This window comes from Cupriavidus respiraculi (assembly GCF_914271545.1).
In the GTDB taxonomy this organism is placed as follows: Bacteria; Pseudomonadota; Gammaproteobacteria; order Burkholderiales; family Burkholderiaceae; genus Cupriavidus; species Cupriavidus respiraculi.
On the sequence record NZ_CAJZAH010000002.1, the window covers coordinates 436,407 to 460,122 of the forward strand.

Consider the following 23,716-nt stretch of genomic DNA (forward strand, 5'->3'; position numbering starts at 1 on the left):
TGTACGCCCGACTGAAGGCACGGCGCACCGACGCCGTTATACTGTACATCCATACAGTATATAGCCCGTCACATGCATTCCCGCGGCAACGAACATCTCTGGGCAAAAGCGATCGCCGCCGGCGAAGTCGACGTCCCGCCGCCGGGACAGCGCTTCCGGGTGCCGCTGACATCCGTGGAAATGCGCGCGATGTATCAACGCAACCGAACGCCGGAAGTGCGTGCCCTGCTATGGGAAGTGGCACGGCTTCAAGCCATCGTTCGCCGCGCCAATCAGCTTGCCGCATGTTTTCCGCTCTACGACAACCACGCCACTGCTTCCTCGTTCCATATCATCCTGGAAGCGCTGCGGCGCGAATTGGCGGTGGAGCCCTGCGTTCACATTGAGGCCCCGGCCATTCCCGGCGCGTGGCCCGAGGAAATGGTCGACGCCATCGGGCCGGGCAGGCAGAACAAGCGCCGACGATGACAGATGAAGGACAATGGCCGCTCAGACCACGCCTTCCAAATAATGCCGCTGCTGGAACGAATCAAAGCCTGGGCGCGACGGCTCAAGCGCGAGATCATCACCCTCTATTTCGTCTGCCGGCATCCCGGTACGCCGTGGCCGGTGAAAGCGCTCGGGCTGATCGTCGTCGCCTATGCGCTCAGCCCTATCGACCTGATACCGGACTTCATTCCGGTCCTGGGATTTCTCGACGAAGCGATTTTGCTGCCGGGGCTGCTCTGGATCGGTGTCAGAGCGACACCGGGTGAGATACTGGCCGAGTGCCGGGCAAAAGCGCTGGAGCGCGATGCTGCACGCGCGCGCTTGCCGAAAAGCTATTTGGGGGCGGCCACTGTCCTTGTTGTCTGGACAGCCTCCGCGTATGCCCTGTGGTGGTGGTTACAGCAGTAAGTGCGGAAACGCGTCACTGCACCGGGCCATGGCCAGTCCACCTCAATGCCGAGCCCTCCGCATTCAAGGCATCGTATGCTCTTTCGCACGCCTGTCCGGCAATGCGGGCGGAATCGGCGTACTCAGCCAGGATTCCCGCTCGACGGTCAGCGCGGCCGAGCACGTCGGCAAGCATGCCGACGGGATCGGCGGTTGACGCGCCAGCTGTGGCAGGGGAGGAATGGCCGGCGCTGTGACCGGCGGCGACCAGCTGGGCAACTCGCTGGCGCAGCCGGTCAGCAGCAGCATGAGCGTCGCGAGCAGCCGTTCTGGCCGACTCGGCATCCTTTGTGGCCGCATGGGCAATCTCCGTCTGAGCCGCGAAGCGGCGTTGTTCTTCCAGGCGGACCTTGTCGATCGCGAGTGCCATCGCATAGGCCTGCTCGCCGCGCTCGGCCGCTTGCTGGGCCTCAAGCCGTTTGATCTCACTGTTTGCGCGCCAGCCGTTAGTAACCCACCCCGCGGCGAAACAGCCCACTGCGATGGCCAGTGCTGCAGCGGCCCGCCAGGGTATTTCACCCGCTCCGCGGGATAGGGCGGTTCTGATCATCTGTGCTCCCCACTGACGAGGCGCAGTCGCGGACCGGGCCGCCGGAAGGCGCCGTCACGGAACAGGTCCATCCAGCCGCTCCTTGAGATACCGCACTTCGGCGGTAAGCTCGGCGATCGTGCGCTTCAGGTCACCGATTTCACGAAGCAGATCGTTCCGCTCCTTGTAAGCGACATCCGCGCGCTGCTCGGCCGAGTCGGCCCGTGCCGAAGCCTTGTCCAATTGCTCGGACAGACGTTGGATGATGTCGATCTCCGCCTTGCTTTGCGCGACTTCGACCCTGTCGTTGCGCCACACCTGCCGGATCAACCAGGCAGCGCCGCCGACCGCGGCCATGATGGCTCCGATGGCACCGCTCGCTCCTCCTGGCATCCCCCAATCGTTCATATCGCCTCCGCGTGCCGATCCGCGCTACGGCCCGATGTCGGTACCGCCGAACGCAACGTACTTCTCAAGAAGGACCTCGAGCGTGTGTTCGCGCTGACCGTAGCCCGCGCCTGGAAGGCTGGCCCATTCGTGCCGGCACTTCGCCACGGCAATTCGGAATCGTCCCTGAACGAGATCGGGCAAGGCCCCACGGCGGACCACAAGATACGCCGCCACCTTGTCCTGGGACAGTGGCGAAAAATCTGTCACACCGCATGCGCGGCTCGCCCAATCCCAGGTGTCGGTGAGAATCTTTCCGGGAATCGCGGCCATGATCTGGTATCGGCCGGCAGCGTTGCTAAGGCCCCATTTCGTCACAACCGCACGACCTGGATGTTGCGTGTAGCCATGGAACAGCGCCCCCCCAACATTTACGTTGTATCCGTCATCGCTGCCACGTACAGTAGACGTGCCTTCACTGAAAGCTATTGTGTCTAAAAATGCCGCCATGCTTTTGCCGCCCGGAAGGCTTTCTGGTTTGGTAAAGGGCATTGGAAATCCTGCGGTTCAAATCTCATGGAAACGCAATAAGGCTTCCAACCTAAAAAAGGGAGGACCGCGATTGGAGCCCTGAATAGCCTTCGCCATCCGTCCTCCGTAGCTCCACCCGCCCCGCAACGGCGCACGGCAGATCGCGGCTCTCTCTTCCTACGCGAAAACAGTCGGAAAAGTCGATTGATCCGGAAACCCCGGTTGCAACGGCAAATCGCGAAGCGCCTGTCGATACGAAAGCAGTGCGGCAAACGATTCAGGCGTAAGAGTCGTCGTGCCACTATTGGCGAGTTGATCGCGGTGTCGCAACACGAGCCAGTCCGTCCGACTCAAAAGACGATTCCTACGCTCTCTGACTTCGTTGCTCAGTTCCGCAGTGACTGCCTCACTCGTCGGAGGTGCCGGCGGAACCAGCCTTAGATCTGCGACGCGATACTGTTGAGAGGCGATGCAGGTAAGCCATTCGTCATAAGTAATAGCGATGACGTTAGCACCTGCCGGTGGAGGACTGTCCTCGGAATCATAAAAGGCAGTGATTGAGCCAGTCTCGTCATATCCCGCAAATTTCATCCCCATATCAATGCCCCAATGCCCATACATTGATCTGGGCTGCAATGCGCGCGCCATTGCCAGGGGCGTATGCCGCCACGCCAATAGCAGACGGACCGAACGCACCGAGCGACGCTATCGCCGCGTTGCTGCCGTTGAAATTGTGATACGTCGCCACTGCATTGCGCATTGCGTTGGGGAATCGCACCGGAAACGTGAAGCTAACATCCGCCACTGCCGACGTGGTGATGCTTCCCCACTGCACGATCCACCCACCTGGGAGCTTCTGGTAGCCGTTGTTTCCGAGCACGGCATCGAACTGACCAAGAGATACCGCCTGATGGGTGCGCGTGGCCGGTGGCACCTGGGCCGCGCCACCCGTGGAAACAGTAAGCACCCAGGCCTCCTGATCGGCGCGCCAGACTGCCTGACAGCGGCCGCCAGCCACAATCTCGCCGCCTTGCAGCGCAGCGTGGGGACCCACGAGCGGCTTCGGCCCCAAACCGTTTACATTAAGAGTCGAGACCCCCGTGTTCCCAGTACGTGCCTTGAACCACAGGACCATCCCGTCCTTCAACAATGCGACTGCCGGACTGTAATCGACGACATATGCGTTAGCAGTGCCTGAATCGCTCGCGGCAACGGGTGCTGCAGATTGAATCATGCTGGCGATGCCACTGGTCAGGCCATCAGTCGTATCCGAAGCCAGCGCAAGATTTTCCGTTCCTGCAAGGTTGCGGATCTGCGCGAACAACCACGCCGCCTTCTGATCGTTCAACTGCTGCACGCGGTTGAACTGCTCCACCGATGGCGGCGTGGATCCGATGAAGGCCCAACCCTGCCTGTACTGGTTCTCGTCGATGGTCTCGATACCACCGTTCTGCGCCCACTGCGTCTCGAAGTTGTCGAAGAAATTCACGTCAGCCATCAAATTCCCCTTGTCATTACACCTGCACCAAATCCGTAGAATCCCTGCCCGGAAAAGCCAAAAGGCGTCTCGGACGAGCCCGTGATGATCTTCACGCCCACGCCAGCCGCCTTCGGTACCCAGCGGTACGGGTTGTTCATCAGCACGTCAGTCGGCCCCGGAATCTTGCTCACCCAAATGCGGATCCGTGCGTTGCCCGCATCCTCGACAATCACGCGGCTCACATCGAAGATCGGCTTCAGCGCCGCCGCGATCTCGGGTGCCGTGCCATGGCCGTTGTTGAGCGCGATCTTCCAGTAGAGCAACTTGCGGTATTCCGGATCCTGCAATGTCGTGGACCCCACCAGCGGCTTCTCGTATGCGCGCCGGATGCGTGCCTGCCCGAAACCGTTGATGGCGGGCTGACCGACGAAGCCAAAGAAGGCCGTGAAAATCGCCTCGTCGATGACTCGGGGGAGCCCCACGATCTCTCCGATCCCGTCCAGTTGCCGGCCCTCGGCGGCGTCGAGCCATCGCCTGTCGAAAAGGTCCCTGAGCGCTCCCTGGATGCCCTGCGCCGGCTTCAGCAGGGCGCGAACCAACGCCTCGAGTTTTGGTTTGCCTTCGAACTGGCTGAGCCAGCGACCCCATCCTGTACCCGGATGATCCTGTTCCAGATCCATCACGACACCTCGATGCGGGAGAGATCGAACTTGGCCACCTCGAAGTCCTGGATCGGGATGTTGGCCGCGGAAAAATCCGCCGGCTGCGGTTCGAACGCCGGGTCGGCGGAATGGGCGAACGTCAGATCCACATGGGCGATACCGGGCGTCGCGTAGATTGCGCTGTAGAAGCGCTGTTGCACCACGTCCTGCCCGATGCCCAGTGCCGTGCCGGCGGCTGCGATACCTTCGGCGACCTGGCGGAATCCGTCCGGCGGAAAGGGCTGCTCGCTTGCCGGCAGCAGCGTGAGGCGCGCACGCACCGATACGTACACCGGTATCGGACGGTCGAACCGCACGACGTGGCGGTCGCCGTCGTCGCTCAGCACCTCCACCGCAATGGCGCCGTGCGTGTCGATGCCTGCGGCCTTGACACGGTAGATCGCACCGCCGATTTCATCATCCAGCCCACCATCCACCACCACGTGAATGCTGTGAGGCGGTCGACCCATGGCGTCGGTCGTATCCGTGTCGTTCTGGAAATCCTTGATGGCCGAAATGCCGGCGACGCGGTCGCGCACATTCGGGCCGATGCTTGGCTTCGTCGCCGCTCCCAGGCGGAATAGTCCTGTGGGGTAACGAGCGCGCAAGGCCGCATCGTTCTCCGTGAGCCGGCCCAGCGAGGCGGCCTGCAGATTCGTCACCGACTCCCACCCCGTCACCGTCGACACGATGCCGTCGAGATCGCCGACCGCGGCTGCTTCCGCCATGGGATTCGCCGTCTGGGCGAGCACGGGAGAACCCACCCGGGACAACGATAGCGGGCCGCCGAGCCCCACCGCGAACGCCACCCTGCCGTCCGAAGTGACCCGCAGCGAGGCACCATCGCTGGCGACTTTCAAGCCCGACTGGCTGACCGCGCCCACCAGGCCCGAGAGAACTTCCGCAATGGTCGGTGCCGCGTCCGAGGCGAACGTGTAGTCGGCGCCGTCGATGGCCACGCGATAGGTCTGGTTGGCGATGACCTCCGGAACGATGACTACGTCCGCGGCTGCCGCCGGGGTGATGGTGACGTCCGCCGTCGTGATCCAGTTCGACTGCGTCGTGCGATGCCGGATCTGTGAGCCGGCCGGCACCATTGTGGAGGCCGTGCCGTAGCAGACGACATAGCAGCGCGACGGCTCGGCGGCCAGGCGAGTCACACCCGTGAACGACACCGCATTGTCGAGGGACGTACCCGAGGCGGACCCGGGATACATCGCCAGATACACGGCTTCCGCGAGCTCCCACAGGGCGGCTTCGCGCTCGGCGAACGTATCGATGAGCAAGCCGGTGATCGAGTTCGGACGGGTTTCCACCTCGCCGGCATAGCCGGCGTTGCGCAGCCGGTCGTTGAGGTCCTGCACCACTTCCTGCCGCAGTTCCGGCAGTCGAGGACGAACGAATCCCTCCGGGGTTACACCGTAGGCCATATTGCGATTCCTTTTTGTTGGCTAGAGAAGGTACCGTCGGGCTATCAGCCCCTCGTCGGTATCGGCCTCGAAAGCGAGCGCCAGCGCGCGGCCCTGGTGGTCGATCAGCAGCTCGAGCCGGCGCACGAACTTCACCCCGGCCACCGCGGTGATGCGCGCTCGAAAGATCGCTTCGATTCCGGCGCGATCCGGCGACTTGACGAGAACGCGTTCGAGGTAGGGAACGCCCACAGTGACATCGAGGAACCACTCCCCCAGAACCGTTTGCAGCGAAACCTTGATCTGTTGGGCAATGCGCTCCGCGCCTTCCAGGAGCGATGCGTCGCCAGCGCGGGAGAGATCGAGATCATGGTCCGCCGCCAGTGCGAGGTCGAATGTCATGCGTGGGGCTCCGAGGTTTGTCCGCCCATGCTGTCGGTGTGGCGATGGCCATCTTCCACCACGCTGTCCGAGCGAATGGTTCCTCCGGCGTGGTGGACGTCGCCACGGATCGTCGTGCCGGCGGCGCCTGCTTCGCCGCTCAGACCTTGCGCATAGGTGAGCAGTCCCTCCACGCGAACCGTCTGCCGGAATACCGACTTCATGTCGACCGTGAACACACCCGGGCCGGCAAGCGTGGCATCGCCCGAGGGCGACAGCTTCAGTGCGCAACTTCCGTACTCCACGCTGACATTGTCGATGTCCGCCCTTGCCGTTCCCGGGCGCAGCACGGGGGTCGCAAACGCGTCCGACAAGTCGAACTGGCGAGGGTCGTCCGGCGCGCCGTCAGACCCGGACAACCAGCTTTCCAGCGCCCTTTCCGAGAAAGACAGCTTGACGGGATCGCCCGCCTTCAGCGGCACGGTGATCAGAGCCAACGATCCCCGCACATCGCCCGCCGGCCAGCACACCGGCACCTGGACGATCTGTGGGGGCGCGAGGAACTGGCCGCTTGCCAGTTGCTTCGGCAGCGCGGGGCGCACCACCGCGCTGCTGCCGTCGTAGGAGACGATGACGCCTGGCAGCGTGGTATGGATGTCCGCCAGTTCCGTGGCGATGAGTCTGCGCAGTTCGGTGATATTCATCATCGATTGCTCCTGGGGGAGGCATTGACGTCGATCAGCTGGAGCTCGGTCTGCCACTGCCCATCTTCGGTATCGCCGGTATGGCGCAGGCTTTCGACACGGTAGAAGCCGTCTGCCAGCCGGCTGCGGAGCCTGATCAGGTCGCCCGGATTGACTTGCGGCACAAGCAGCGATTGCACACGCCAGCCATCGCGCTGCTGCCCGGCACTGGCCATCTCGCGATTGGCTTTGGCCTTCTGGTCGTTCGCCTTGTCCTTCTCGCTCGCAGCAGCGCGGCTTCGTTCGGGATATCCCACAAGACCGGACTCGGCCGCGAGCTCCACGGCTCGGCGCCGGGTCGTGCCGCGCTTCGGTACGATCTGCAGCGTCTGGTTCTGGATCGACCATTCCAGGCCAGTCCCTTGCACGACCTTGTGCAGGGCCTGGCGCGCGGGCCCGTAGAACGAAAATCCGTTCCGCCATATGCGGTCCGGTACGTCATGCGCCATGATCAGGGGCAGTCCCATCTGCTTCGCCAGATCGCGGATGATGGCGGCAGCCGAAACACCCGCCCCATAGCCGAGCGTCACCGCGGTATCGCGGATCTCGACGTAGCCATCGTGGACCTCGAGTTCCGTTACCACGTCGCTGCCTTCGAAGCGGGTGTGGGCACCGGTGATCGATCCCGCCGCCAGCAGCATGGGACCGCCTTCCTCGGCATATCCGGCATAGAGCAGGCAGCGAAGATCCGGCTGTTCGATGCGGCTGCGTGTAGCCGGGGCAAGGTTGTAGAGGCTGATCTTGTGGCCATTGGGTTGTTCCCCGGCATCCTTCGCAATCTCGAACTGGATGCGAATAGGTAGTGCGATCTCTACCCCTTGCCGGCCCGCCTGTCCGATCTGCAATCGATAGACTCTATTGAAGCGTGCCACTGGCCGACTCCTGCGCGGGGATATAGACAAGCGCCACGTCACCGGACGGGAGGTCCTCACGGCCGATGGTGTCTCGCAGATCCGGCGACACGGCCACCAAGTCACCCGCGGGCACATGAAGATGGCGGTATCGCTGCAGCAACGGCGTATCGGGTACCACGGCGATGCCATCGACGATCGCGTCGTTGTAGGCGTTTTCGATGGAGAGCGTCCACAGCTCCCCCTCGCTATTCCACGACAGGCGCAGGAAGAACGTCTCGTCGTCCAGGACGATCTCGGTCAGGCTGTCGTTGGCGTCCAGCACCGGTATTCTGAACATTACTTTCCCCTTTGCAGATATCTGGATGCCAGCGAACGCTCGGTCCCGCTGGGCTGCACGCCGTTGACCTTCCCCGCCTTGGTCTTCGTCGCTCCGGCCTTGCCTTTGGCACGTCCGGCCTGCGGCGACACCAGATCGGGTGGTATCTCGGCGGTGCGCAACGTGGCCTTGCGGATCTGGCGGAAATCGCAGGCGACCTGGTAGAAGTCGCCCTTGCCATCCCGGCTGATCTTGCAGGACTCCATCACCATGTCGGGATACGTATCGAGCCCGGTCACCACCGTGATTGCCGTGCGTTCGCGGTGCAAGGCTCGCAAGGCGTCCTTGGCGGTGATCAGCTTGCTGCGACCGCCTGCACCGAACAACGTCGTATCGGCGGCGGTGACCCAGCCGGTAATCGAGAGCCGCTCCGACTCCGATCGCACGTGGTCCGAGATCGGCGCGCCTTCCTCGACGGCATATTGGGTAGCCTGGCCGCTCAGCTCGGTGCTTTCGTCGATCAAGGCATCCAGCGTGATGGCGCCGATGCTGGTCCGCGCCACACCGGCCGCAAAGACTAGGGATACGAAGCTCATGGCATGGCCTCCACCATGGGGACGCCGATCGGTGCGGCCGGGGATCTCGTGTTCGACAACGCGCCGTCGATGCCGCGTTGCGTGGCTGCGGCCACGGCGGCCGGATTGGCGCTGGGTGCGTTCACCGTGACGCCGGCAATATTGTTCTGCACGTTCACCGTCCCTCCGGCTCCACCGGCCCGCTGCACATCGGCGGCGCCCACATTGAGCACGTTCCTTCCGATCCAGGAGGCGCCGGACTTCACCCATTCCGGCATCAGGTCCGTGAACATTGCCTTCGCCGCTTCCAGCTTCCCGGTGATCCATGTCGAGATGCTTTCGCCCACGCCCTGGATCCAGCCCACCATCGTTTTGTAGGCGGCCGCCGCGCCGGACACGATGCTCGCCCACGCTTGCTCGCCGGCCGCCTTGATGGCGTCCCAGTTCTGATAGATCGCGACACCCGCGGCCACCACCGCAGCCACCACTGCCGCGACAAGCAGCGCCGGCCAACCCACTACAGCCGCAAGGGCGGAGACGAGCATCCACCCCACCCGGAGCACCATGCCCAAGCCTCGGGCCGCAGAGAACACGCCTCGGCCCAGTGATTGCATGAAGCCCGCCACCCGCATGACAGGAGGCACCAGACCGGTGATCAACACGGCCATTGTGCCCAGCGTGCTCGCCCAGGGCGCCAGAGCCTGCGCCGAGCCGCCCAGTTGGTCCACCAGCCAGGCCATGCCGGCACGGATTGCGTCGACCGTTCCCTGCCATTCCTCGAACGGGCCGATCAGCGATCCCGTGACCGACGTCCCTCCACGCATCCAGACCAGGATGTCCTCACCGATCAGGTACACGCTTCCCAGCAGCGCCGCCATCCGGAGATAGGGCCACAGCGCACGCGCCGACGCGCCGCGAAGTGCGCCCATCGCCCGCTGCAGCAGCGTTGCGGATCCCGCCGCCCCATCGAGCGCCCTCTTGCCCTGCACCAGGCCCCATGAAGCGCCGGCAATCCCGAACGTGACCAGGACGCCGTGCAGATTGCGCGCCAGCAACTCGACTGCCCCGCCGAACAGCTCTGCCGCGCCGGTGAGCCGATTGAAGCCGTCGATCTCCTGCCCCATGGCGTTGGTCAGCACCGCCATGGCGCCGCCAAACGTCTGCGGCATCCGACCGAACTCGCCGTTGATCTGCTCCCCCTGCCGCAATAGCCCCTGGGCGAGCCGAGCGCTGGTCAGCTCGCCAGCATCCGCCAGACCACGGAGTTCCTCCACGCCGACCCCGAAGGCCTGCGCGATGGTCCGCGCAAGCCCCGGCGCCTGCTTGGCGATCGCGTCCACTCCAGCGCTGTCGAGCCGGCCGGACGCCAGCGCCTGACCCACTTGCTCTCCCGCGGCCTGACGCGCCGCGGGATCGCTGGCGCCCATTGCCGCCGCCTTGCCGATCAGCTCTGTCAGTTGCAGCGAGTCTCGCAGTTCAAGGCCCAGTCCCTTGGCTCCGCGCTGCACCAGGCCGAATACGGTCGCGGTGCCGGCGTACGCCTGCCGCGAACGCTGGGATATCTGAAAGATCTCGTCCAGCGCGGTGCGCTGTTGCTCCAGGTCGTTCGTCGCCAGGCCGACCCGCGTCCGCACCGCAGCCCATTCGTCCGCAATCTTTGCGGCGCCGATGACGGAGACGTTGGCGGCGATGCCGCGGGCAAGACCCGCCAGGACCTGATAACCCTTCGCGATCTGCCGCACCTGCCCGGCATTGCCGACGTGTTGGACGACCTGCAGTTGCAGGATCCCGATCACTTGAGAAACGTTTGTCATCTTCTTCCCGCCATGCTGTTGGCCGCCTTCTGCTGCGCGGCCTCCTGTGCATCCAACAGCGCGTTCAGTTTCAGGATGTCGACCAGGTCCACGCCGCCGGCCCTCACCTCACTCACGCTGACCAGCCCCGCCATGACGGGGCGCCAGATCACGAGTTCCGCTTCGAAGTCGCGCCGGAATCGGCCGACAGCGTCTCCGCGAGGCCTTGGACCGAGCCAAAACGGCCGGCCCAGCGCAGAAAAAAATCCGCGAAGTTCAAGCGGATGATCTGAAACATCAGCTCGAGGATGTCCCCGGCGTCGGAGAATGCGAGCGCACGCATCTCCTTGGTAAGCCTGGACTCGCGGCCATTGATCGAGACCGCGACGAACTCCGGATCCAGCAGCCGGTTCGCCCAGGCTTCCAGCGATGCGCCGTCGAGTTTGGCCGACAGTTCTCGAATCGCCTCCGCGACAGTGGCATCCTGCCCGGCATTGCCCCCGGTACCCGCGCCGCCGCCGAACGCACCCTCCAGCAGATGCCCTACCGCCGGAAGAATGTCCCGCTGCAGATCGCCAAAAATCCGCAGCGCGAGGAAGGGATCCATCTTGCGAATCATGAATTCGGCGTCGCCGATCGTGACGTTGGTCGCCCGGCTCATGCGGCATTCCCCCCGACGAAGAACGCGCTGTTGCCGGTTTCGATGGTCCACTCCCGGCTACCTACCTCGGCGCCGAACTCGGCGGTCGGATACTTCACCACCCAGGCCTCGGACGAAGTGAACACCGTGCGACCACGCAGATCCGCCACGGCGATCGGGAACAGGTTTCCGCCGCCACTGAGGCGGTCCGCTTGCAGCAGGGCCGAGAGCACATCGTTGCCGGCGCTGGTCTGCTGGAGCGTGATCTTGACGCGGCAACGGCGGTCGGACGACATGGCCCGCGCGACCTCGCCATCAGCGCCGACCACGGAGGTAACGCCGTCGCCGACCTCCTCGATACTGATAAAGGTGTCCGCGGCGAAGCCGCTCAGCGTCGCTGCACCGACGGTGACGTTGACACGCGACGGGTCATAGGTACGAGTTGTCATGGAAGCTCCTGTCAGAGGGCGTAGGTCAGATTGCCGCGGATCGTCACGGCATGGATGGCGCCAGCCAGGCGCGCGGTGAACGACACGTCGTTCAGTACGCGATTGGCCTTGTCGTTGAAAGGCACGTTGGCGGCCAGAGGGGCGCTGATGGTGTAGGAGGGAATCTTGCGTCCGTCTTCGCCCAACTCCTCCGGCGCGATGCCTCCGCGCGAAACGCCGAGGTCCAGCGCCTTGCGCATGGCCGTGGTGATGATCTGGATGCCGCCGTCCGTGTATGGCACCTTGCCGTTGGCATTGACGAGGGCGGACATGACGTTGATCTTCACCTGCTCTGCGAGCCAGTCGCGAAAACGGATCACGTCGATCCACTCGCCTGCGGCAACCTTGCCGCCTTGCGTGATCGCGAAATTCCGGAACGGCTCGAAGGTGTTGGCGTTCTTGTTGCGCGCGGCGATCGACTGCCCCTCGCCGAGGTTGTCGAACGAGATGCCGGCGAGGCGCAGATTGGCCCAGGTCTCGCCGCCGGGGTAAAAGGTAAAGCGGTTGCCGGCAACCGCTGACTCCAGCCATTCCGTGGCCGCGGCTGCGTGGTACCAGACCGCCGTACGGAAGAACTGCTTCTGCTGCAGCTTGGATGCCAGATCGGTTTCGGAGCCGCTATCGATGATTGCTGCCTGGCTCGACGACACCCCCATCAGCTTGGCATTCGACTCGACCCATTCCGCAGCCGCAAGGATGTCGGCTTCGGCCCGGCTGGCCAGAACAACCCCATACCAGTCGTCGTTCTCCGCGCGGCAGGCCGCGAGTGCCTCGACGATGGACTCGGTCGCCACCATTGGCTGCAACGCGAGGTTGCCCTTGAGGGCGACGGCGATCGCAGTACCTTGCACGTCGGCCGAGACGGTGAGGGTCGCTCCCACCGCCGTGGCGGTGGCGGGGGCGGCCGTCGCATTCAGCGCGGTTGCCAGTCCCTGCGCGATCGCGGTGACACTGTCCGCGGCCGTCGCGGCGTATGTCGCCGTGGCGCTCTGCGTCTTCCCGGCCGCGTCCTTCCACTGCAGCGTGATGTCATATGCGGATTCGGACGCCACGCTCACCGCCACATCGAAACTGTCGGCGGCTTGCCGACCGATGAAGCATCGGGAGATGGTCGGGATCTGCTTGAACACGTCGCGCACCGCCATGTACAGCGGCGATGCGCTCGACAGGCCCAGTTCGAGCAGCTCGTCGGCCGTCGTCACGGCCATTACGCGGCCCAGACCGAGCGCATGCGGGCCGACGATGAGCAAGTCGGAGAAGGACTGTTCCTTGATTGCGGTTGTGTTCAGGCTGATCTGAACGTTGACGATACGGTCGAGTGTTGCCATGCAAGGCTCCCCAAAGAAAAAAGCCGCCCGGGGGCGGCTTTGGTTTTTTCCATTCCACGATGCCGTGGACATGGTCCAGCGTCAGGGGCGTTCCCCCTCCGCTGTAGTTCCATCGGCGTTCACCGTCTCGATCAGGCCAACGTCCTCCTCGAGCATGACGGTGTAGCGAACGCCGACTTCAATCCGCGTGCGCGGTTCGAAGGTACCGTCATCGAGCAGCAGCGGTACCTGCTCCGCCTTCCCCACGGCGAAGACAGCCAGGTCCAGCGCATCGGCGCGCACCAGCGCCCTCTCCATCTGGAGGCGTTGGGTCAGCGTGTCCATGGCCTCCATGCCGTCGGCGCCCAGGTACGTCAGCTGAATCAGCGCATCGCGGTGACTGCTGGCGGCGCGCACCCCATTCGGCGCGACGGGCCCGAGATGCGGCGGTAAGCGGGTGGACTCCTGCAGCTTCAGCGCGATATAGGGCTTTGGCGGCGCTGCGTCCCGTTCGGCGAATATCACGGGCACTGCGGCCTCGTTCGCGATCAATTCGTAGATGGCCTGCTCGGGTGTCATGGTTCGGTCTTCGGTATAGCAAGGCATCGCACGGGACTGGTTCGGGCACAGTCCCCGCGTGCGTCGCAGGCGCGCCGCCACGCAGACAAGAAGCGCGGGCGCAAAAAAAGCCCGCACGACGACATCGTGCGAGCTTGTGTGAGCATCAACGGTAATGTGGGTACGTCGCGTCCAACCACCTCCCACCATTTCTTCGGGGCGCTGCGGAAGCGCACGCGGCGCAAACTGCTCGCGCCAGAAATGCAAAAGCCCCCAGCGGGCTGGGGGCTTCAGATACATTGACTGCGAGTCTGGAAGAAATATACAAGGCTTGTCGCAAAAGCGCAAGCACTTTTCGTTAGGCGTGGACCGCCTTCGGCAACTCGTAGTCCGTCGACTCCGCGACGAGGCCATGGGCGATAAACATGGGCTCCAGACGCGACAGCGCGAGATTCTCCAGCGCGCGGAAATTCGCATCCATCCATTTGGCGGCCCGGAAGATCTTGTCCTTGCTGACCTCGTACTTCTCGCCGAGGGCCCGCACCGTCAAACCCTCGCGCTGCTCCCTTGGCAGATAGTGACGAGCGGCAAGCTCCAGCAGCAGCGCACCGGACGTCAACCCCGAAGAGCGCCTGGCGTACAGCGCGAGGCGCTTGCAACCTTCCAGCTTCTCCGGACCGACGGCGAAGCGCGCCTGCACAGCCGCCATTTCCTGGCTGGGCAACCGGTCGCGCGCGGCAGCTGTCACCATGCTGCACTGGGCCCTCACCTCGTTCGGCGCAAGACCGTCGAAGTTGACGGTACCGCTGCCGCCGTTCTCGCGCAATCGCTGCAGCCACGCCAATTGCTGCCCCGTCGGCCGCTCGAGATCCTCGAGCAGGCGAACGAGCATGTTTCGGAACGGTTGTCCGTGCCGCGGGGGCATGGACAGGATCAGATAAGACACGCGTAGCGCTTGCTCGGTGCTTGTAAAGATGGCTTCAGTCATTGCTTGGTTTCCCGGTTGAGCTCTCATGGCTGTCCGTAATGTCTGCGCTTGCCGTTGGGCAGCGCCTGTCTTCTGATCGTGCGGCACGATCCTTCTCTTCGTCATTCACAGGTCGGCAACGATGTCGCGCCTGCGCGGTGCGAACCGCGCGCCGGCCTGTGGCAGCGGACCACTCCACTCTTCGAATGTCGTCACCGCGCCTCGATACCGCAGCGGCACGTCACCGAGCGCGCCGTTGCGCTGCTTGCGGATCATCACTTCTGCATAGCCCTTCAACGCCATGTCCGCGGGCTGGTACATCTCCGGGCGATGCACGAGCAGCACCACATCGGCGTCCTGCTCGATGTCGCCGGAGTCGCGCAGATCCGCCAGTTGCGGCCGTTTGTCGGGCCGTTCTTCGCTCTTGCGGCTCAACTGCGACAGCACGATGACGGCAGCGCCCAACTCCTTGGCCAACGCCTTCAGGCCCCGCGAATACGCGCCGATCTGTTGCGTGCGCTGCTTCTCCTCCCCGCCCGTCATCAGCCCGAGGTGGTCGACGATCAGCACGTCCAGGCCATGTCTGCGCTGGAAAGCCTTGGCCTTCATCCGGATATCGAGCAGCGTCAGCGACGGTGTGTCGTCCACCGCGAATCGGAGTCCCTCGATGGCGGCAAACGCGGACCGCATGCCCGTCAGCGCTTTCTCATCGTTGGCGTCCATGCGACCGAGCAAGGTGGACAGCGGCACCTCGCCGCGGCTCGCCACAGCGCGCGATACGATTTCCTGATCGGCCATTTCCATCGACAACAGCAACACGCTGTGGTCCGCAGCGAGGTTCAGGCCGATATTCGTCGTCAGTGCCGTCTTGCCCATCGACGGCCGCCCGGCAACGACGACCAGATTGCCGCGGCGCAGCCCTCCATTCAGCGCCTTGTCCAGGGGCGGCAGGCCCGTTCTCAACGGCGCTTCCCCCATGCCCGCGATACGATCGTCCACACTTCGTGCGAATGCCGGCAGCAAATCCCGCAGCATGCTGGGTTCCCTGCGTCCACCCGCCTCGGCCAGTTGAGACAACGTGGTCTGCGCATGGTCGAGCATCTCCGCACCCGTCATCGCGCTCGGCGACAGGACCGACTGTTGTAGGTTTTGCGCGGCGGCGAGTATTTCGCGCAACAGCGCGCGGTCTCGCACGGTTTGCGCATAGCGGGCAATGTTGGCGGTGCCCGGCGTGCTTTGCGCCAATTCGGTCAGGTACACGAGATCAGCGACGTCGGTCGTGCGGCCGCGTTCCCGCAGCCTCTCGAACACCGTCACGACGTCGGCGGACTTCCCCTCTGCGACGAGCCCGAGAATGCAGGCATGGATCTGCCGGTGATCCTGTCGATAGAAATGTTGCGGCTCAAGGCCAGCGGTGCGGTCGATGGCATCGTTGTCCAGCAGCAGGCCGCCCAATACAGCTTGCTCGGACTCCACGCCCCACAGAGCCCTCCCGAAGCCAGCGTGATCGATCTGCTTCATGCACTCTCCTGACCGTGGTAGCGGCCCTCCCGGATCTTCGCGAAATTCTCCGCCTTGACGATCCAGTCCAGGCTCGCAACGAAGGGCTTTCTGCCATCGGCAGCGCCGGTGCGGCCAGTCAGGAAATCCGACTCTGCGACATAACCGAACAGACGTCGCCAGTAGTCCAGATGCTGGCGCTTCGTGTCCTCGCTCCACCGGGCCCGGAGAGCCTGCGCACGCGCCGGCGTCCATTCGCGGATCCCGGGGCACATCGGCAACAGCTGGTGATACAGCGCGATGATCGCCTGATGCGGGCACGCTGGTCCGGCCTTCCGTACCGCCACACGGCAAACCATCCGGTCTCTGTCGGCGTCGCCGCCGGCGACCACCACGCCAGTGGTGGTTACGGTTTCTTCTGGATCATGGCTAGTGGCTGATGGCTGATGGCTAGGGTTTTCTTCGCTTTGCGATTCCTTACCGAAAGGAAACCCGATGGGTTCGCTTTCGCTTTCGCTTTCCCGGCGCTTGGGCCTGCCTCCCCGCTTGCCGTTGGCTCGATTCGCCTCGATTTGCGCGCTGGCCAGTTCGATTTCCCGCTCGCATCGCGCTTGTCTCCACGTTTCGCCCTCCAGCTGAAAGAACTCGGACAGAACCGCCTCCACAGCCTTGAGTTCCTCCTCCGCGCGCGCACCGATGAGGCGGGCCGCCTGACTCGCCGGTATGCCGCCTTCGCGCGTGTAGTAGACATCCATCAGCCGCGCATACACGCCGTGTTCGAGCAGCGAAAGATGGGCTGCGTCCTTGATGTAGTCGCCGATATGGCGTTTGTAAAAGTTCATGGACAGTTGCGAGCCACGGAATCCCCGTCCAGCCCGCCCTTCTTTGTTTCATCGCCCGTTGCATCTCGGCTGGCACCGGCGGCCAGCCTTGTTTGTGCCCCGTGTCGCTTCTGGTCCATCGTCTCGTTCAATCTCCACTCCGTTCTCGCGGAGCCACGGCTCCGGTCCGGCTCATTCTATTACCCACTAGGTAACATATCAACGGAAATTTGTTACCATTATGGTCTCTTTACCTTTTTGGTCCGGACAGGTCCAATGGCGCCCATGAAATCGATCAAGGAAATCCGCCGGGAGAAGCTGGCGGTCGCGATACGGGAGAAGTGCGAGGGCAACCAGTCGAGGGCCGCGGAAGCGCTGTGCTATTCCACGCCGTCCCTCGTGAATCGCTATCTCAGCGGGGCGAAGGACATCGGCGACCGAACGGCGCGGAAGATTGAAGAAACGTTTGGCTACCCAACCTACTGGATGGACTCGGGTGCCGCCCCGATGGTGGCAGACGACCAAGCGGCAGCAGTCGCCGCTCGCGTAGCGCATCTCTTCCAGACGACGGGTGCGAGTCCCGCGGCGATCGCGCAGTTGGTGCGACTACCGGTGAGCGACATCGAAGAGTGGCTACAGGGCTCCCGTAAGCCGACGCTGGACCAGGCCATCGCCATCCAGGAGCGGCACCGGATCAATGCTGTCTGGCTCGTGACAGGCAAGGGAGAGCCATCGCCCAGCATCGCGCATAACGATGACTGGAACCCCATCCGCATATCCCAGGACGCGTACAAGAAGATCGCGGTCGTCGCCATGGCACAACTCGGGGACAACGGCAATTTCTGCGACCTCGAGTATCCGGTCGGTCATGGCGACGGCTATTTGCACTTCATCAGCACCGACCCCGATGCCTACGGCCTGCGTTGCGCCGGCCAATCGATGGAGCCTCGTATCAAGGATGGCGAGTTTGTGGTCGTCGCGCCTAACCATCCCGTCACTAACGGAGACGAAGTCCTCGTGAAGGCGAAGGACGGGCGCGTCATGGTGAAGGTGCTCGGTTACGCCAGAGATGGTTATACGACCCTGCTGTCGGTGAACCAGACGCACAAGCCTATCCGGATCGTTTCCGCGGAGATCGAAAGGATGTCGTTCATCGAGGCCATCGTGAAGCCGTCCGCATGGAGACCGGACTGAATAGGCGGCGGTGGCCCGGCAACTTGATGTAAATCTCAACCCCGATCCGCGCCGGGCGCCAAGAAGCGGTTTTCTTGATGTATCCATCAAGACCACGGAACACTTCAAGACCCTTGCACCATTCGGGTGGCGCGATATACTGTACATCCATACAGTACTCGAAGCCTCTCCGATGCCCGCCACTTTTCCCACCAAGTCCGTCTCTCTCGAGATTCAGTTCTTCGGCGATCTCCGTGACGAATTCCACGTACCGTGCGACGCCGTCACCGTCCACACCAACACCATCACGGTAAAAGGCCCGCAGGCCTGGCGCCTCGCATCGGTAGGTTGGACGCCCGATTCACTGACGTTCCATTGCTATGATCAGAGACATCGTTTTCCGGTGGGACGACCGACGATCGTGGATGATCGGACTGCGCGGTTTCCGTTGTTGTGAGCAGCCATGCCGGCAACCTGCGGTGCTGATTGTCGAGTACACCAGCGTTCCGCATTGCCGCCTGCCTTGAATCGTCATGCATGTCGCTGCAGCGGACGCGGCAGAGTCGAGTCTTGAACCAATCAGGAAGGTAGTTGGCTTTGTCTGATGTTGGTTCGCGCAGTGATGCATGACGGATGGGCGTCGGCGCGACTTCGCAAACAGCGGAGCGCTTCGAATGCGGTCGTTCCGCATTCCCGGACGGCCGTAACCCATATGAGCCGGCACGGCGGCCCAGGCACAGCGGCAAAGCGGCAAAGCGGCTACAACGATCGAGAAGAAGAAGCCGCCTTGAGCCAACAGTGGTGCCTTTCCTACGGCGAGGCCGCGTTCAGGGAGTCGTAGGAGCGCTCGCAAGCTTGGCCGGCGATTCGGGCCCCGTCAGCATATTCAGCCAGGAGCCCCGCTCGACGGTCAGCGCGCTGGAGCACGTCGGCAAGCATTCCGACGGGACCGCCGGTTGCCGGGCCTGCGCCGGCAGGGCCGGAATCCTGGCCGGCTCGACTGGCGGCGACCAACTCGGCGACTCGGTTGCGCAGCCGATCAGCAGCAGCGCCAGCATCGCGGGCGTTGCGGCGCGCGCCCTCCAGTTCTTTAGCTGCAGCATTCGCTATCTCCATCTGCGCCGCGGTGCGGCGTTGCTCTTCCAGGCGCGCCGCGTCCACCGCTCTGACGTGCTCATCGGCCTGAACCCTGCGCTCTTCGGCCTGCTGAGCCACGAGCCGGTCGATCTGGCTGTCCTTGCGCCAACCGTTGACTGTCCATCCGATGCCGAACGCCAGCACCGCCACGCCGACGGCTGCGACAGCGCGCCACGGGACCGCAGCCGCGGCGGCCCGCATTGCATTGGTTGGGATCATCGTTCCCTCGTTGCGCAGTCCGCGTACATCGCGGCGGTCTTGTCGATGTGGGCCAGCATCGCCTTGCGCCCGGAGCCGCGCGGTAGCGTCGGCAGTGGCGGGCATGCGTAGCGCGCGGCCGGCGCCGCAGTAGGCTGGGTCGGTGGCGGCGGCGCCGGCGCGGCGCAGGCGGTCACCAGCACGGTCAGCATGAGCGCCCTCGTCGGCTGCCCTCCTGCAGCTTGCGTTTCGCTGCTTCGATGGCGCTGTTGGCCCGCGCCCGCTCGGCCGCCGTCAGCGGCGCCGGCGTGGTCGGCTTGCCCTGCGCCACGCGCTTGGCGGTCTGCGCGACCTCCGCGGACGAGACGGCTGCCTCTGCCGCAGCGCCGGCCGCCGCCGATGCCGTCTCGGCAATGGCGGTTATCTTCGGCGCCAGCGCCTGGAGCGTCAGGGCGTACGTGCGCTGCATGCGCTCGATCTCGGCCACGTGGTCCGCCCGCAGCTGTATCACCGCTTCCTGTGCCTGCCACTGCGCCAGCGCGTAGCCGCCCACAGCGCCGCCCATGGCCAACACCAGCACCAGAGTCAACGGTCTCCAGCATGTGGGCCACGCGGCGGAACACCGTGCGATGCCGGTCCAGCCAATCACGAAGCTTGTCCATCCAACCTCTCCTTGAGATACCGCACCTCGGCTGTCAGCTCGGCGATGGTGCGCTTCAGGTCTCCGATCTCGCGCAGCAAGTCGTTCCGCTCCTTGTAGGCGAGGTCCGCGCGCTGCTCCGCCAGGTCGGCCCTCCCGTTGGCCTTGTCAAGCAGGCCCTCCAGCCGCTGGATGATGTCGATCTCGGCCTTGCTCTGCGCGCCTTCGACCTTGTCGTTGCGCCACCCTTTGCGGATCAGCCATGCGCCCCCGCCGATGGCGGCTAGAATCGCCCCCACCGCCCCGCTCGCGCCCCCCGGCACCATCCACTCGTTCATGTCGAATCCTTCCGTTGGGCCTTACGGCTCGATGTCGGTACCGCCGAAGGCGAGGTACTTCTCGCGCAGCAGCTCGAGCCGGTGCTCGCGCTGTCCGCCGGCGTGAAGTCGAACACTTGGCATGCCCGGCTGGCCCAGTCCCACGTGTCGGTCCGGATCTTCCCGGGAATGGCGGCCATGATCTGGTACCGGCCGGCTGCGTCGCTCAGCCCCCAACGAGTGAGCACCGCGCGCCGGGTGGTGCTGGCCATAGCCGGCGAACAGCTCGCCCACGGTGACGTTGTAGCCATCGTCGCTGCCGGCAACCGTGGTTGTTCCTTCGCTGAAGCCAAGCATGTCAAGGAAGGCCGCCATGTTCTGGCCGCCGGGCAGTTGGTCGGAAGGTGTGCGTGGCATGGTGCTCTCCAGAAAGGAGAAAGCCCGCTCGCGGCGGGCTACGGACATAACAAGAAAGGGACGGTCTACTGGTGTGGCATCATGCCGCCGGACGTCCGGCGGACGACAGCGGCGCAATTACCTAGAAAATGGAAAATCATTCGTATCGGGGCCCCGCCACAGAGCCGAGGCAGGCGAAGCTGGCATTCATACTGATGCTCGTGACCGTGCCGATCATCTACGCGGCCAACTCGACGCTGATATTCGACGACCCGGGCCTGTATGAGCATTTCGGGAAACTGCTCGGTCAGGACGGGCCCACGCGAACGCTCATCACGCTGCTCTTCAACCGGGACCTGCATGAGGGCTACTCGGAATACCGCACGTATGGCCTCTCGAAGGTGTTCCATTTCCTGATCTGGACCATCATCGGCCCGACGACCTGGGTCTACAGTGCGCTCATCGGCCTCACACAGGCCGTCAGCGGCGCGTTCCTCTATCTGACGGCGCGGCGCCTGGGCTGCGACGCGGTACAGGCATTGCTTGTCGCGATCGTGTGGATCGCCTGCCCGTTCGCGGTCACCACGTGCTTCCACCACTATTCCTACCTGATCCTGCCTGTGCAGGCGACCATCGTCGCGGCGTTCTTGCTGCAGTGGTGGCTGTCCGCAAAGGTCCGTGGCCGTCTTCTCGGGTACATCGCTATCGCTGTCGTCTCCGCATCGATCAGCCTGATGGGCGAGGCACACATACCTCTGACGGCGGTAGTGGTGCTGGGGATAGCGGCAGCGTCGGGGGCTGGCCTTCGTCGGAAGGCGGCCGTCGCCGCCACGTTCCTAGTCTCGACGCTCGCCGCGCTCGCGCTCCACCATCGCGGCTGGCGCGGACCACATGCGCTCGAAGGCGCGAATCGCTTCAACGTGGCCAGCTTGGGCCCGGAAGCGCTTATCTATCGATCCCGTGAGTTCTGGTCTTCGGTGCTTCCGGGGGCGGGCGACCAGATCGGGCAGATACTCAGCTTCAGCGGCGCCTCAGCAATGGGCGCGGCGGTGTTCTTTGCGGTCTCGGTGTTGGCCATTGGAAGGCTCTCCCTCGCGTTACAGGCATCTGGCCCCACCAGCGGCGACGCGGGTAACGCGACGCCGCGTTGCAAAGCGCGCTTCGCATGGCTGGTGGCCGCCTGCGCGGTCGTGGCGGCATCGACCTTCGTCGTTCCATGGGCGCTCGCCCTCGTGGTCGGTCCATACGGTAGTTCGCTGCCAAGACGCTATGGCTATGTCCCGTACACCATCCTGACCATGGCGGCAGTGGCCATACTGAGCGCCCCGTATCTCCGAGCCCGCATGTCTTTGGCCCCTGCGCTCACCGCGGTCAGCTCTGCAGTGGCGCTCTACGCAACCCTCGTCCTCGTGTGCCTTCCTACCGTGCGGGCTCAGGATGGTAAGGTGTGGGCGCAACTGGATGATCGGGTCCGGGCGGACAAGGCCAGCTCCATCCTATTCGCGAACGCATGGCTTCCAAGTTCCGCCCCCGACTACGTGAGCGGCCATGACACTCCGGGACTGCGGGGCCCCAACTTTCCAATCGTCTTCGAGTCCCCTCTGATGAGCCTGTGGTGGCAGTCGCTCTATGCCAAGGCTCGATATGGCCTGACCGCGACCGGCGACGGCTACGGGCGAACAACGCCCCAGAATGTCAGCCTCACGGGAATGGTCCGGGGCGTCCATTTCCTCAATGCCGGAGCGATCGAGACGCCGAAGTCATCGTTGCTTGTGGCATTTGACCCGCGCCTCGTGCCGCCACATTGGCGCGATGGGCCAGCGCCACTGAAGCTACTGGGATTCGATGAGTTCCCGGGCGCCCACGGCACGTATGCCCGCACGGACACCGGATGGGCTGCTCGGAGGTTCGGTTCGAGCCTCGGTACCGTGACTATCGACGTGGGCGGCGTTGTGAACGACGTCGCTACCGCGGGCACCCTGCCCGATAAGCGTTGGGCCAATCCGGCGACTTTGCACGGGCCGGTTTCGAACTACGGCCTGGAGTCCGGAGAGGACCGTGTGTATCGCCCCAACCCCATGCCGCGAAGCTATCGCGACTACTACGAAACGAACCGGCACGGCGACTTCACCTATCGGCTGGATTTCTCCGACGCTAGTCCCAAGCTGGTGGCCATCGACTTCCTGGACTTCTGGTCCAGACGCAGCAACACCCGCGTCATTTCGGTCGATGTCATGCTCGACGAACAACTGGTCGTTCTCGGCCAGATCGACACGTCAACTCCGTCAGGAAATCAGCCGGTCACTGTGCAGTTTCTGACCCGCGACGCGAAGTCACTTCGCATCCATCTTCGCAAGGCCTTTCCGGAAAGCGACATCCCCTTGATCAGCGGAATTCGCGTCACCGCTTCTTCCGGCGAACCCGTCACCGCTATCGAGCCGGTGGAATCGGCCAAGATAGGTTTCCAGCAGTGATCTCCATCCGGTTAAGTGCGATCCTGCACTGCTTCCACGCCGTGAGCCTTGCCACCTCTTCTGCCGTTGCCTCGTCAAGATCCACTGCGTCCTGAAGCGGGGCAATGGCCAACGTCGCGGCGGCCATAAAAGGCCGCGCGCGTTGACTCGTTCTCGAGCAGGGTCGGAGCGATAATCGGAGGCGGCGAAAACTGTCCGTCCTCATAGCGCCACCATCCGGCCGGCATGGTTTCATGTCTGTCACGTCGATCCAGACAAGATCGGGATGAAACATCTCCGCGATGTTGCCTTCGGTGTGGAGCAATTCCACGACGATCCCTTGATCGATGCGTGCATAGGTCTTCATTTACGCATACTCCCAGACAACCACGATTACCGGTGCGCCAACGCCTCCAGGCGTACCGGTATCCGCTTGGGGCGCCGCCCCTAGTTAGAAATCTTCTAACTAACTGGCATAACCGCGCT

The 23,716-nt window shown here is 63.9% G+C and carries 32 protein-coding genes; 5 read left to right on the forward strand and 27 right to left on the reverse strand.

Annotated features, from left to right (window positions below):
* The first annotated feature begins 72 nt into the window (after window positions 1-72).
* Together LDO27_RS09475 and LDO27_RS09480 are read left to right on the forward strand one after the other, a co-directional pair.
* Window positions 73-468, forward strand: a complete 396-nt coding sequence (locus LDO27_RS09475; RefSeq protein WP_224041341.1) for a hypothetical protein — start codon at window positions 73-75, stop codon at window positions 466-468.
* 3 nt (window positions 469-471) lie between these two features.
* Window positions 472-897: a YkvA family protein gene (locus tag LDO27_RS09480; protein WP_456064374.1), complete on the forward strand. Its 426-nt coding sequence runs from the start codon at window positions 472-474 to the stop codon at window positions 895-897.
* Window positions 898-910: 13 nt separating this feature from the next.
* On the opposite strand, the gene LDO27_RS09485 is transcribed toward LDO27_RS09480, so the two are convergent.
* The 21 genes from LDO27_RS09485 to LDO27_RS09585 form a co-directional block, all read right to left on the reverse strand.
* A complete protein-coding gene (locus LDO27_RS09485) occupies window positions 911-1,486 on the reverse strand; it encodes a DUF2514 family protein (protein ID WP_224041342.1) in 576 nt (191 codons plus the stop codon).
* Window positions 1,487-1,540: 54 nt separating this feature from the next.
* Window positions 1,541-1,873 carry a hypothetical protein gene (locus tag LDO27_RS09490; RefSeq protein WP_224041343.1) on the reverse strand — a complete coding sequence of 111 codons (333 nt, stop codon included), beginning with the start codon at window positions 1,871-1,873 and terminating at the stop codon, window positions 1,541-1,543.
* A gap of 24 nt (window positions 1,874-1,897) precedes the next feature.
* Complete coding sequence (locus LDO27_RS09495; RefSeq protein ID WP_224041344.1) at window positions 1,898-2,404, reverse strand: glycoside hydrolase family 24 protein; 507 nt, start codon at window positions 2,402-2,404, stop codon at window positions 1,898-1,900.
* Between the two features lie 156 nt (window positions 2,405-2,560).
* Complete coding sequence (locus LDO27_RS25680) at window positions 2,561-3,031, reverse strand: phage tail assembly chaperone (RefSeq protein WP_377746992.1); 471 nt, start codon at window positions 3,029-3,031, stop codon at window positions 2,561-2,563.
* The gene (locus LDO27_RS09505) at window positions 2,982-3,881 is read right to left on the reverse strand and encodes a gp53-like domain-containing protein (protein ID WP_224041346.1); all 900 of its coding nucleotides are present in this window, start codon (window positions 3,879-3,881) and stop codon (window positions 2,982-2,984) included. Before LDO27_RS09505 ends, LDO27_RS25680 begins: the two co-directional genes overlap by 50 nt.
* Window positions 3,881-4,543, reverse strand: a complete 663-nt coding sequence (locus LDO27_RS09510; protein WP_224041347.1) for a DUF2612 domain-containing protein — start codon at window positions 4,541-4,543, stop codon at window positions 3,881-3,883. Before LDO27_RS09510 ends, LDO27_RS09505 begins: the two co-directional genes overlap by 1 nt.
* Complete coding sequence (locus LDO27_RS09515) at window positions 4,543-5,994, reverse strand: baseplate J/gp47 family protein (RefSeq protein WP_224041348.1); 1,452 nt, start codon at window positions 5,992-5,994, stop codon at window positions 4,543-4,545. The genes LDO27_RS09510 and LDO27_RS09515 overlap by 1 nt, the downstream gene beginning before the upstream one ends.
* A gap of 21 nt (window positions 5,995-6,015) precedes the next feature.
* A complete protein-coding gene (locus tag LDO27_RS09520) occupies window positions 6,016-6,375 on the reverse strand; it encodes a hypothetical protein (RefSeq protein WP_222201279.1) in 360 nt (119 codons plus the stop codon).
* The gene (locus LDO27_RS09525; RefSeq protein WP_224041349.1) at window positions 6,372-7,061 is read right to left on the reverse strand and encodes a Gp138 family membrane-puncturing spike protein; all 690 of its coding nucleotides are present in this window, start codon (window positions 7,059-7,061) and stop codon (window positions 6,372-6,374) included. The genes LDO27_RS09520 and LDO27_RS09525 overlap by 4 nt, the downstream gene beginning before the upstream one ends.
* Complete coding sequence (locus LDO27_RS09530; protein ID WP_224041350.1) at window positions 7,058-7,969, reverse strand: phage protein; 912 nt, start codon at window positions 7,967-7,969, stop codon at window positions 7,058-7,060. The genes LDO27_RS09525 and LDO27_RS09530 overlap by 4 nt, the downstream gene beginning before the upstream one ends.
* A complete protein-coding gene (locus LDO27_RS09535; protein ID WP_222201282.1) occupies window positions 7,953-8,288 on the reverse strand; it encodes a phage baseplate plug family protein in 336 nt (111 codons plus the stop codon). The genes LDO27_RS09530 and LDO27_RS09535 overlap by 17 nt, the downstream gene beginning before the upstream one ends.
* Window positions 8,288-8,863, reverse strand: coding sequence for a phage baseplate protein (locus LDO27_RS09540; RefSeq protein ID WP_224041351.1), 576 nt, complete (start codon window positions 8,861-8,863; stop codon window positions 8,288-8,290). Before LDO27_RS09540 ends, LDO27_RS09535 begins: the two co-directional genes overlap by 1 nt.
* Window positions 8,860-10,656, reverse strand: coding sequence for a tape measure protein (locus LDO27_RS09545; protein WP_224041352.1), 1,797 nt, complete (start codon window positions 10,654-10,656; stop codon window positions 8,860-8,862). The genes LDO27_RS09540 and LDO27_RS09545 overlap by 4 nt, the downstream gene beginning before the upstream one ends.
* Window positions 10,653-10,790, reverse strand: coding sequence for a hypothetical protein (locus LDO27_RS09550; protein ID WP_222201285.1), 138 nt, complete (start codon window positions 10,788-10,790; stop codon window positions 10,653-10,655). Before LDO27_RS09550 ends, LDO27_RS09545 begins: the two co-directional genes overlap by 4 nt.
* 14 nt (window positions 10,791-10,804) lie before the next feature.
* Entirely contained in the window at window positions 10,805-11,296 is a 492-nt protein-coding gene (locus LDO27_RS09555) for a phage tail assembly chaperone (protein ID WP_224041353.1), read from the reverse strand.
* Window positions 11,293-11,724: a phage structural protein gene (locus LDO27_RS09560; protein WP_222201287.1), complete on the reverse strand. Its 432-nt coding sequence runs from the start codon at window positions 11,722-11,724 to the stop codon at window positions 11,293-11,295. Before LDO27_RS09560 ends, LDO27_RS09555 begins: the two co-directional genes overlap by 4 nt.
* Before the next feature lie 11 nt (window positions 11,725-11,735).
* Complete coding sequence (locus LDO27_RS09565) at window positions 11,736-13,091, reverse strand: DUF3383 family protein (RefSeq protein WP_224041354.1); 1,356 nt, start codon at window positions 13,089-13,091, stop codon at window positions 11,736-11,738.
* A gap of 81 nt (window positions 13,092-13,172) precedes the next feature.
* Window positions 13,173-13,649: a phage neck terminator protein gene (locus LDO27_RS09570; RefSeq protein WP_224041355.1), complete on the reverse strand. Its 477-nt coding sequence runs from the start codon at window positions 13,647-13,649 to the stop codon at window positions 13,173-13,175.
* A 337-nt stretch (window positions 13,650-13,986) separates the two neighbouring features.
* Window positions 13,987-14,616 carry a hypothetical protein gene (locus tag LDO27_RS09575; protein ID WP_224041356.1) on the reverse strand — a complete coding sequence of 210 codons (630 nt, stop codon included), beginning with the start codon at window positions 14,614-14,616 and terminating at the stop codon, window positions 13,987-13,989.
* Window positions 14,617-14,721: 105 nt separating this feature from the next.
* Window positions 14,722-16,116, reverse strand: a complete 1,395-nt coding sequence (locus LDO27_RS09580; RefSeq protein WP_224041357.1) for a replicative DNA helicase — start codon at window positions 16,114-16,116, stop codon at window positions 14,722-14,724.
* Complete coding sequence (locus LDO27_RS09585) at window positions 16,113-16,937, reverse strand: YdaU family protein (protein WP_224041358.1); 825 nt, start codon at window positions 16,935-16,937, stop codon at window positions 16,113-16,115. The genes LDO27_RS09580 and LDO27_RS09585 overlap by 4 nt, the downstream gene beginning before the upstream one ends.
* A gap of 264 nt (window positions 16,938-17,201) precedes the next feature.
* Here LDO27_RS09585 and LDO27_RS09590 point away from each other — a divergent pair, with 264 nt between their 5' ends.
* Complete coding sequence (locus LDO27_RS09590; RefSeq protein ID WP_224041359.1) at window positions 17,202-18,110, forward strand: S24 family peptidase; 909 nt, start codon at window positions 17,202-17,204, stop codon at window positions 18,108-18,110.
* Window positions 18,111-18,120: 10 nt separating this feature from the next.
* Window positions 18,121-18,546: a hypothetical protein gene (locus LDO27_RS09595; protein WP_224041360.1), complete on the forward strand. Its 426-nt coding sequence runs from the start codon at window positions 18,121-18,123 to the stop codon at window positions 18,544-18,546.
* Between the two features lie 353 nt (window positions 18,547-18,899).
* Here LDO27_RS09595 and LDO27_RS09600 read toward each other — a convergent pair whose 3' ends face one another.
* From LDO27_RS09600 to LDO27_RS09620, 5 genes are read right to left on the reverse strand one after another with little or no spacing between them, the layout of a single operon-like run.
* Window positions 18,900-19,445, reverse strand: a complete 546-nt coding sequence (locus LDO27_RS09600; RefSeq protein WP_224041361.1) for a DUF2514 family protein — start codon at window positions 19,443-19,445, stop codon at window positions 18,900-18,902.
* The gene (locus tag LDO27_RS09605; protein ID WP_224041362.1) at window positions 19,442-19,636 is read right to left on the reverse strand and encodes a hypothetical protein; all 195 of its coding nucleotides are present in this window, start codon (window positions 19,634-19,636) and stop codon (window positions 19,442-19,444) included. The genes LDO27_RS09600 and LDO27_RS09605 overlap by 4 nt, the downstream gene beginning before the upstream one ends.
* Window positions 19,630-20,013, reverse strand: coding sequence for a hypothetical protein (locus LDO27_RS09610; RefSeq protein WP_224041363.1), 384 nt, complete (start codon window positions 20,011-20,013; stop codon window positions 19,630-19,632). Before LDO27_RS09610 ends, LDO27_RS09605 begins: the two co-directional genes overlap by 7 nt.
* A 56-nt stretch (window positions 20,014-20,069) precedes the next feature.
* Window positions 20,070-20,402, reverse strand: coding sequence for a hypothetical protein (locus LDO27_RS09615; RefSeq protein ID WP_224041364.1), 333 nt, complete (start codon window positions 20,400-20,402; stop codon window positions 20,070-20,072).
* 21 nt (window positions 20,403-20,423) lie between these two features.
* The gene (locus LDO27_RS09620) at window positions 20,424-20,798 is read right to left on the reverse strand and encodes a lysozyme family protein (protein WP_224041365.1); all 375 of its coding nucleotides are present in this window, start codon (window positions 20,796-20,798) and stop codon (window positions 20,424-20,426) included.
* A gap of 194 nt (window positions 20,799-20,992) precedes the next feature.
* Here LDO27_RS09620 and LDO27_RS09625 point away from each other — a divergent pair, with 194 nt between their 5' ends.
* Window positions 20,993-23,251 carry a hypothetical protein gene (locus LDO27_RS09625; protein ID WP_224041366.1) on the forward strand — a complete coding sequence of 753 codons (2,259 nt, stop codon included), beginning with the start codon at window positions 20,993-20,995 and terminating at the stop codon, window positions 23,249-23,251.
* Here the strand turns inward: LDO27_RS09625 and LDO27_RS09630 are convergent.
* The gene (locus tag LDO27_RS09630; RefSeq protein WP_224041367.1) at window positions 23,208-23,597 is read right to left on the reverse strand and encodes a tail fiber assembly protein; all 390 of its coding nucleotides are present in this window, start codon (window positions 23,595-23,597) and stop codon (window positions 23,208-23,210) included. The two genes, LDO27_RS09625 and LDO27_RS09630, sit on opposite strands and share 44 nt — an antisense overlap.
* Between the last annotated feature and the right edge of the window lie 119 nt (window positions 23,598-23,716).

Coding starts and splice junctions, on each gene's coding strand:
- LDO27_RS09475 (WP_224041341.1), top strand. CDS start 73: ATGCATTCCCGCGGCAACGAACATCTCTGGGCAAAAGCGATCGCCGCC.
- LDO27_RS09480 (WP_456064374.1), top strand. CDS start 472: ATGAAGGACAATGGCCGCTCAGACCACGCCTTCCAAATAATGCCGCTG.
- LDO27_RS09485 (WP_224041342.1), bottom strand. CDS start 1,486: ATGATCAGAACCGCCCTATCCCGCGGAGCGGGTGAAATACCCTGGCGG.
- LDO27_RS09490 (WP_224041343.1), bottom strand. CDS start 1,873: ATGAACGATTGGGGGATGCCAGGAGGAGCGAGCGGTGCCATCGGAGCC.
- LDO27_RS09495 (WP_224041344.1), bottom strand. CDS start 2,404: ATGCCCTTTACCAAACCAGAAAGCCTTCCGGGCGGCAAAAGCATGGCG.
- LDO27_RS25680 (WP_377746992.1), bottom strand. CDS start 3,031: ATGGCGCGCGCATTGCAGCCCAGATCAATGTATGGGCATTGGGGCATT.
- LDO27_RS09505 (WP_224041346.1), bottom strand. CDS start 3,881: ATGGCTGACGTGAATTTCTTCGACAACTTCGAGACGCAGTGGGCGCAG.
- LDO27_RS09510 (WP_224041347.1), bottom strand. CDS start 4,543: ATGGATCTGGAACAGGATCATCCGGGTACAGGATGGGGTCGCTGGCTC.
- LDO27_RS09515 (WP_224041348.1), bottom strand. CDS start 5,994: ATGGCCTACGGTGTAACCCCGGAGGGATTCGTTCGTCCTCGACTGCCG.
- LDO27_RS09520 (WP_222201279.1), bottom strand. CDS start 6,375: ATGACATTCGACCTCGCACTGGCGGCGGACCATGATCTCGATCTCTCC.
- LDO27_RS09525 (WP_224041349.1), bottom strand. CDS start 7,061: ATGATGAATATCACCGAACTGCGCAGACTCATCGCCACGGAACTGGCG.
- LDO27_RS09535 (WP_222201282.1), bottom strand. CDS start 8,288: ATGTTCAGAATACCGGTGCTGGACGCCAACGACAGCCTGACCGAGATC.
- LDO27_RS09540 (WP_224041351.1), bottom strand. CDS start 8,863: ATGAGCTTCGTATCCCTAGTCTTTGCGGCCGGTGTGGCGCGGACCAGC.
- LDO27_RS09545 (WP_224041352.1), bottom strand. CDS start 10,656: ATGACAAACGTTTCTCAAGTGATCGGGATCCTGCAACTGCAGGTCGTC.
- LDO27_RS09550 (WP_222201285.1), bottom strand. CDS start 10,790: ATGGCGGGGCTGGTCAGCGTGAGTGAGGTGAGGGCCGGCGGCGTGGAC.
- LDO27_RS09555 (WP_224041353.1), bottom strand. CDS start 11,296: ATGAGCCGGGCGACCAACGTCACGATCGGCGACGCCGAATTCATGATT.
- LDO27_RS09560 (WP_222201287.1), bottom strand. CDS start 11,724: ATGACAACTCGTACCTATGACCCGTCGCGTGTCAACGTCACCGTCGGT.
- LDO27_RS09565 (WP_224041354.1), bottom strand. CDS start 13,091: ATGGCAACACTCGACCGTATCGTCAACGTTCAGATCAGCCTGAACACA.
- LDO27_RS09570 (WP_224041355.1), bottom strand. CDS start 13,649: ATGACACCCGAGCAGGCCATCTACGAATTGATCGCGAACGAGGCCGCA.
- LDO27_RS09575 (WP_224041356.1), bottom strand. CDS start 14,616: ATGACTGAAGCCATCTTTACAAGCACCGAGCAAGCGCTACGCGTGTCT.
- LDO27_RS09580 (WP_224041357.1), bottom strand. CDS start 16,116: ATGAAGCAGATCGATCACGCTGGCTTCGGGAGGGCTCTGTGGGGCGTG.
- LDO27_RS09585 (WP_224041358.1), bottom strand. CDS start 16,937: ATGAACTTTTACAAACGCCATATCGGCGACTACATCAAGGACGCAGCC.
- LDO27_RS09590 (WP_224041359.1), top strand. CDS start 17,202: ATGAAATCGATCAAGGAAATCCGCCGGGAGAAGCTGGCGGTCGCGATA.
- LDO27_RS09600 (WP_224041361.1), bottom strand. CDS start 19,445: ATGATCCCAACCAATGCAATGCGGGCCGCCGCGGCTGCGGTCCCGTGG.
- LDO27_RS09605 (WP_224041362.1), bottom strand. CDS start 19,636: ATGCTGACCGTGCTGGTGACCGCCTGCGCCGCGCCGGCGCCGCCGCCA.
- LDO27_RS09615 (WP_224041364.1), bottom strand. CDS start 20,402: ATGAACGAGTGGATGGTGCCGGGGGGCGCGAGCGGGGCGGTGGGGGCG.
- LDO27_RS09620 (WP_224041365.1), bottom strand. CDS start 20,798: ATGCCACGCACACCTTCCGACCAACTGCCCGGCGGCCAGAACATGGCG.
- LDO27_RS09625 (WP_224041366.1), top strand. CDS start 20,993: ATGCTCGTGACCGTGCCGATCATCTACGCGGCCAACTCGACGCTGATA.
- LDO27_RS09630 (WP_224041367.1), bottom strand. CDS start 23,597: ATGAAGACCTATGCACGCATCGATCAAGGGATCGTCGTGGAATTGCTC.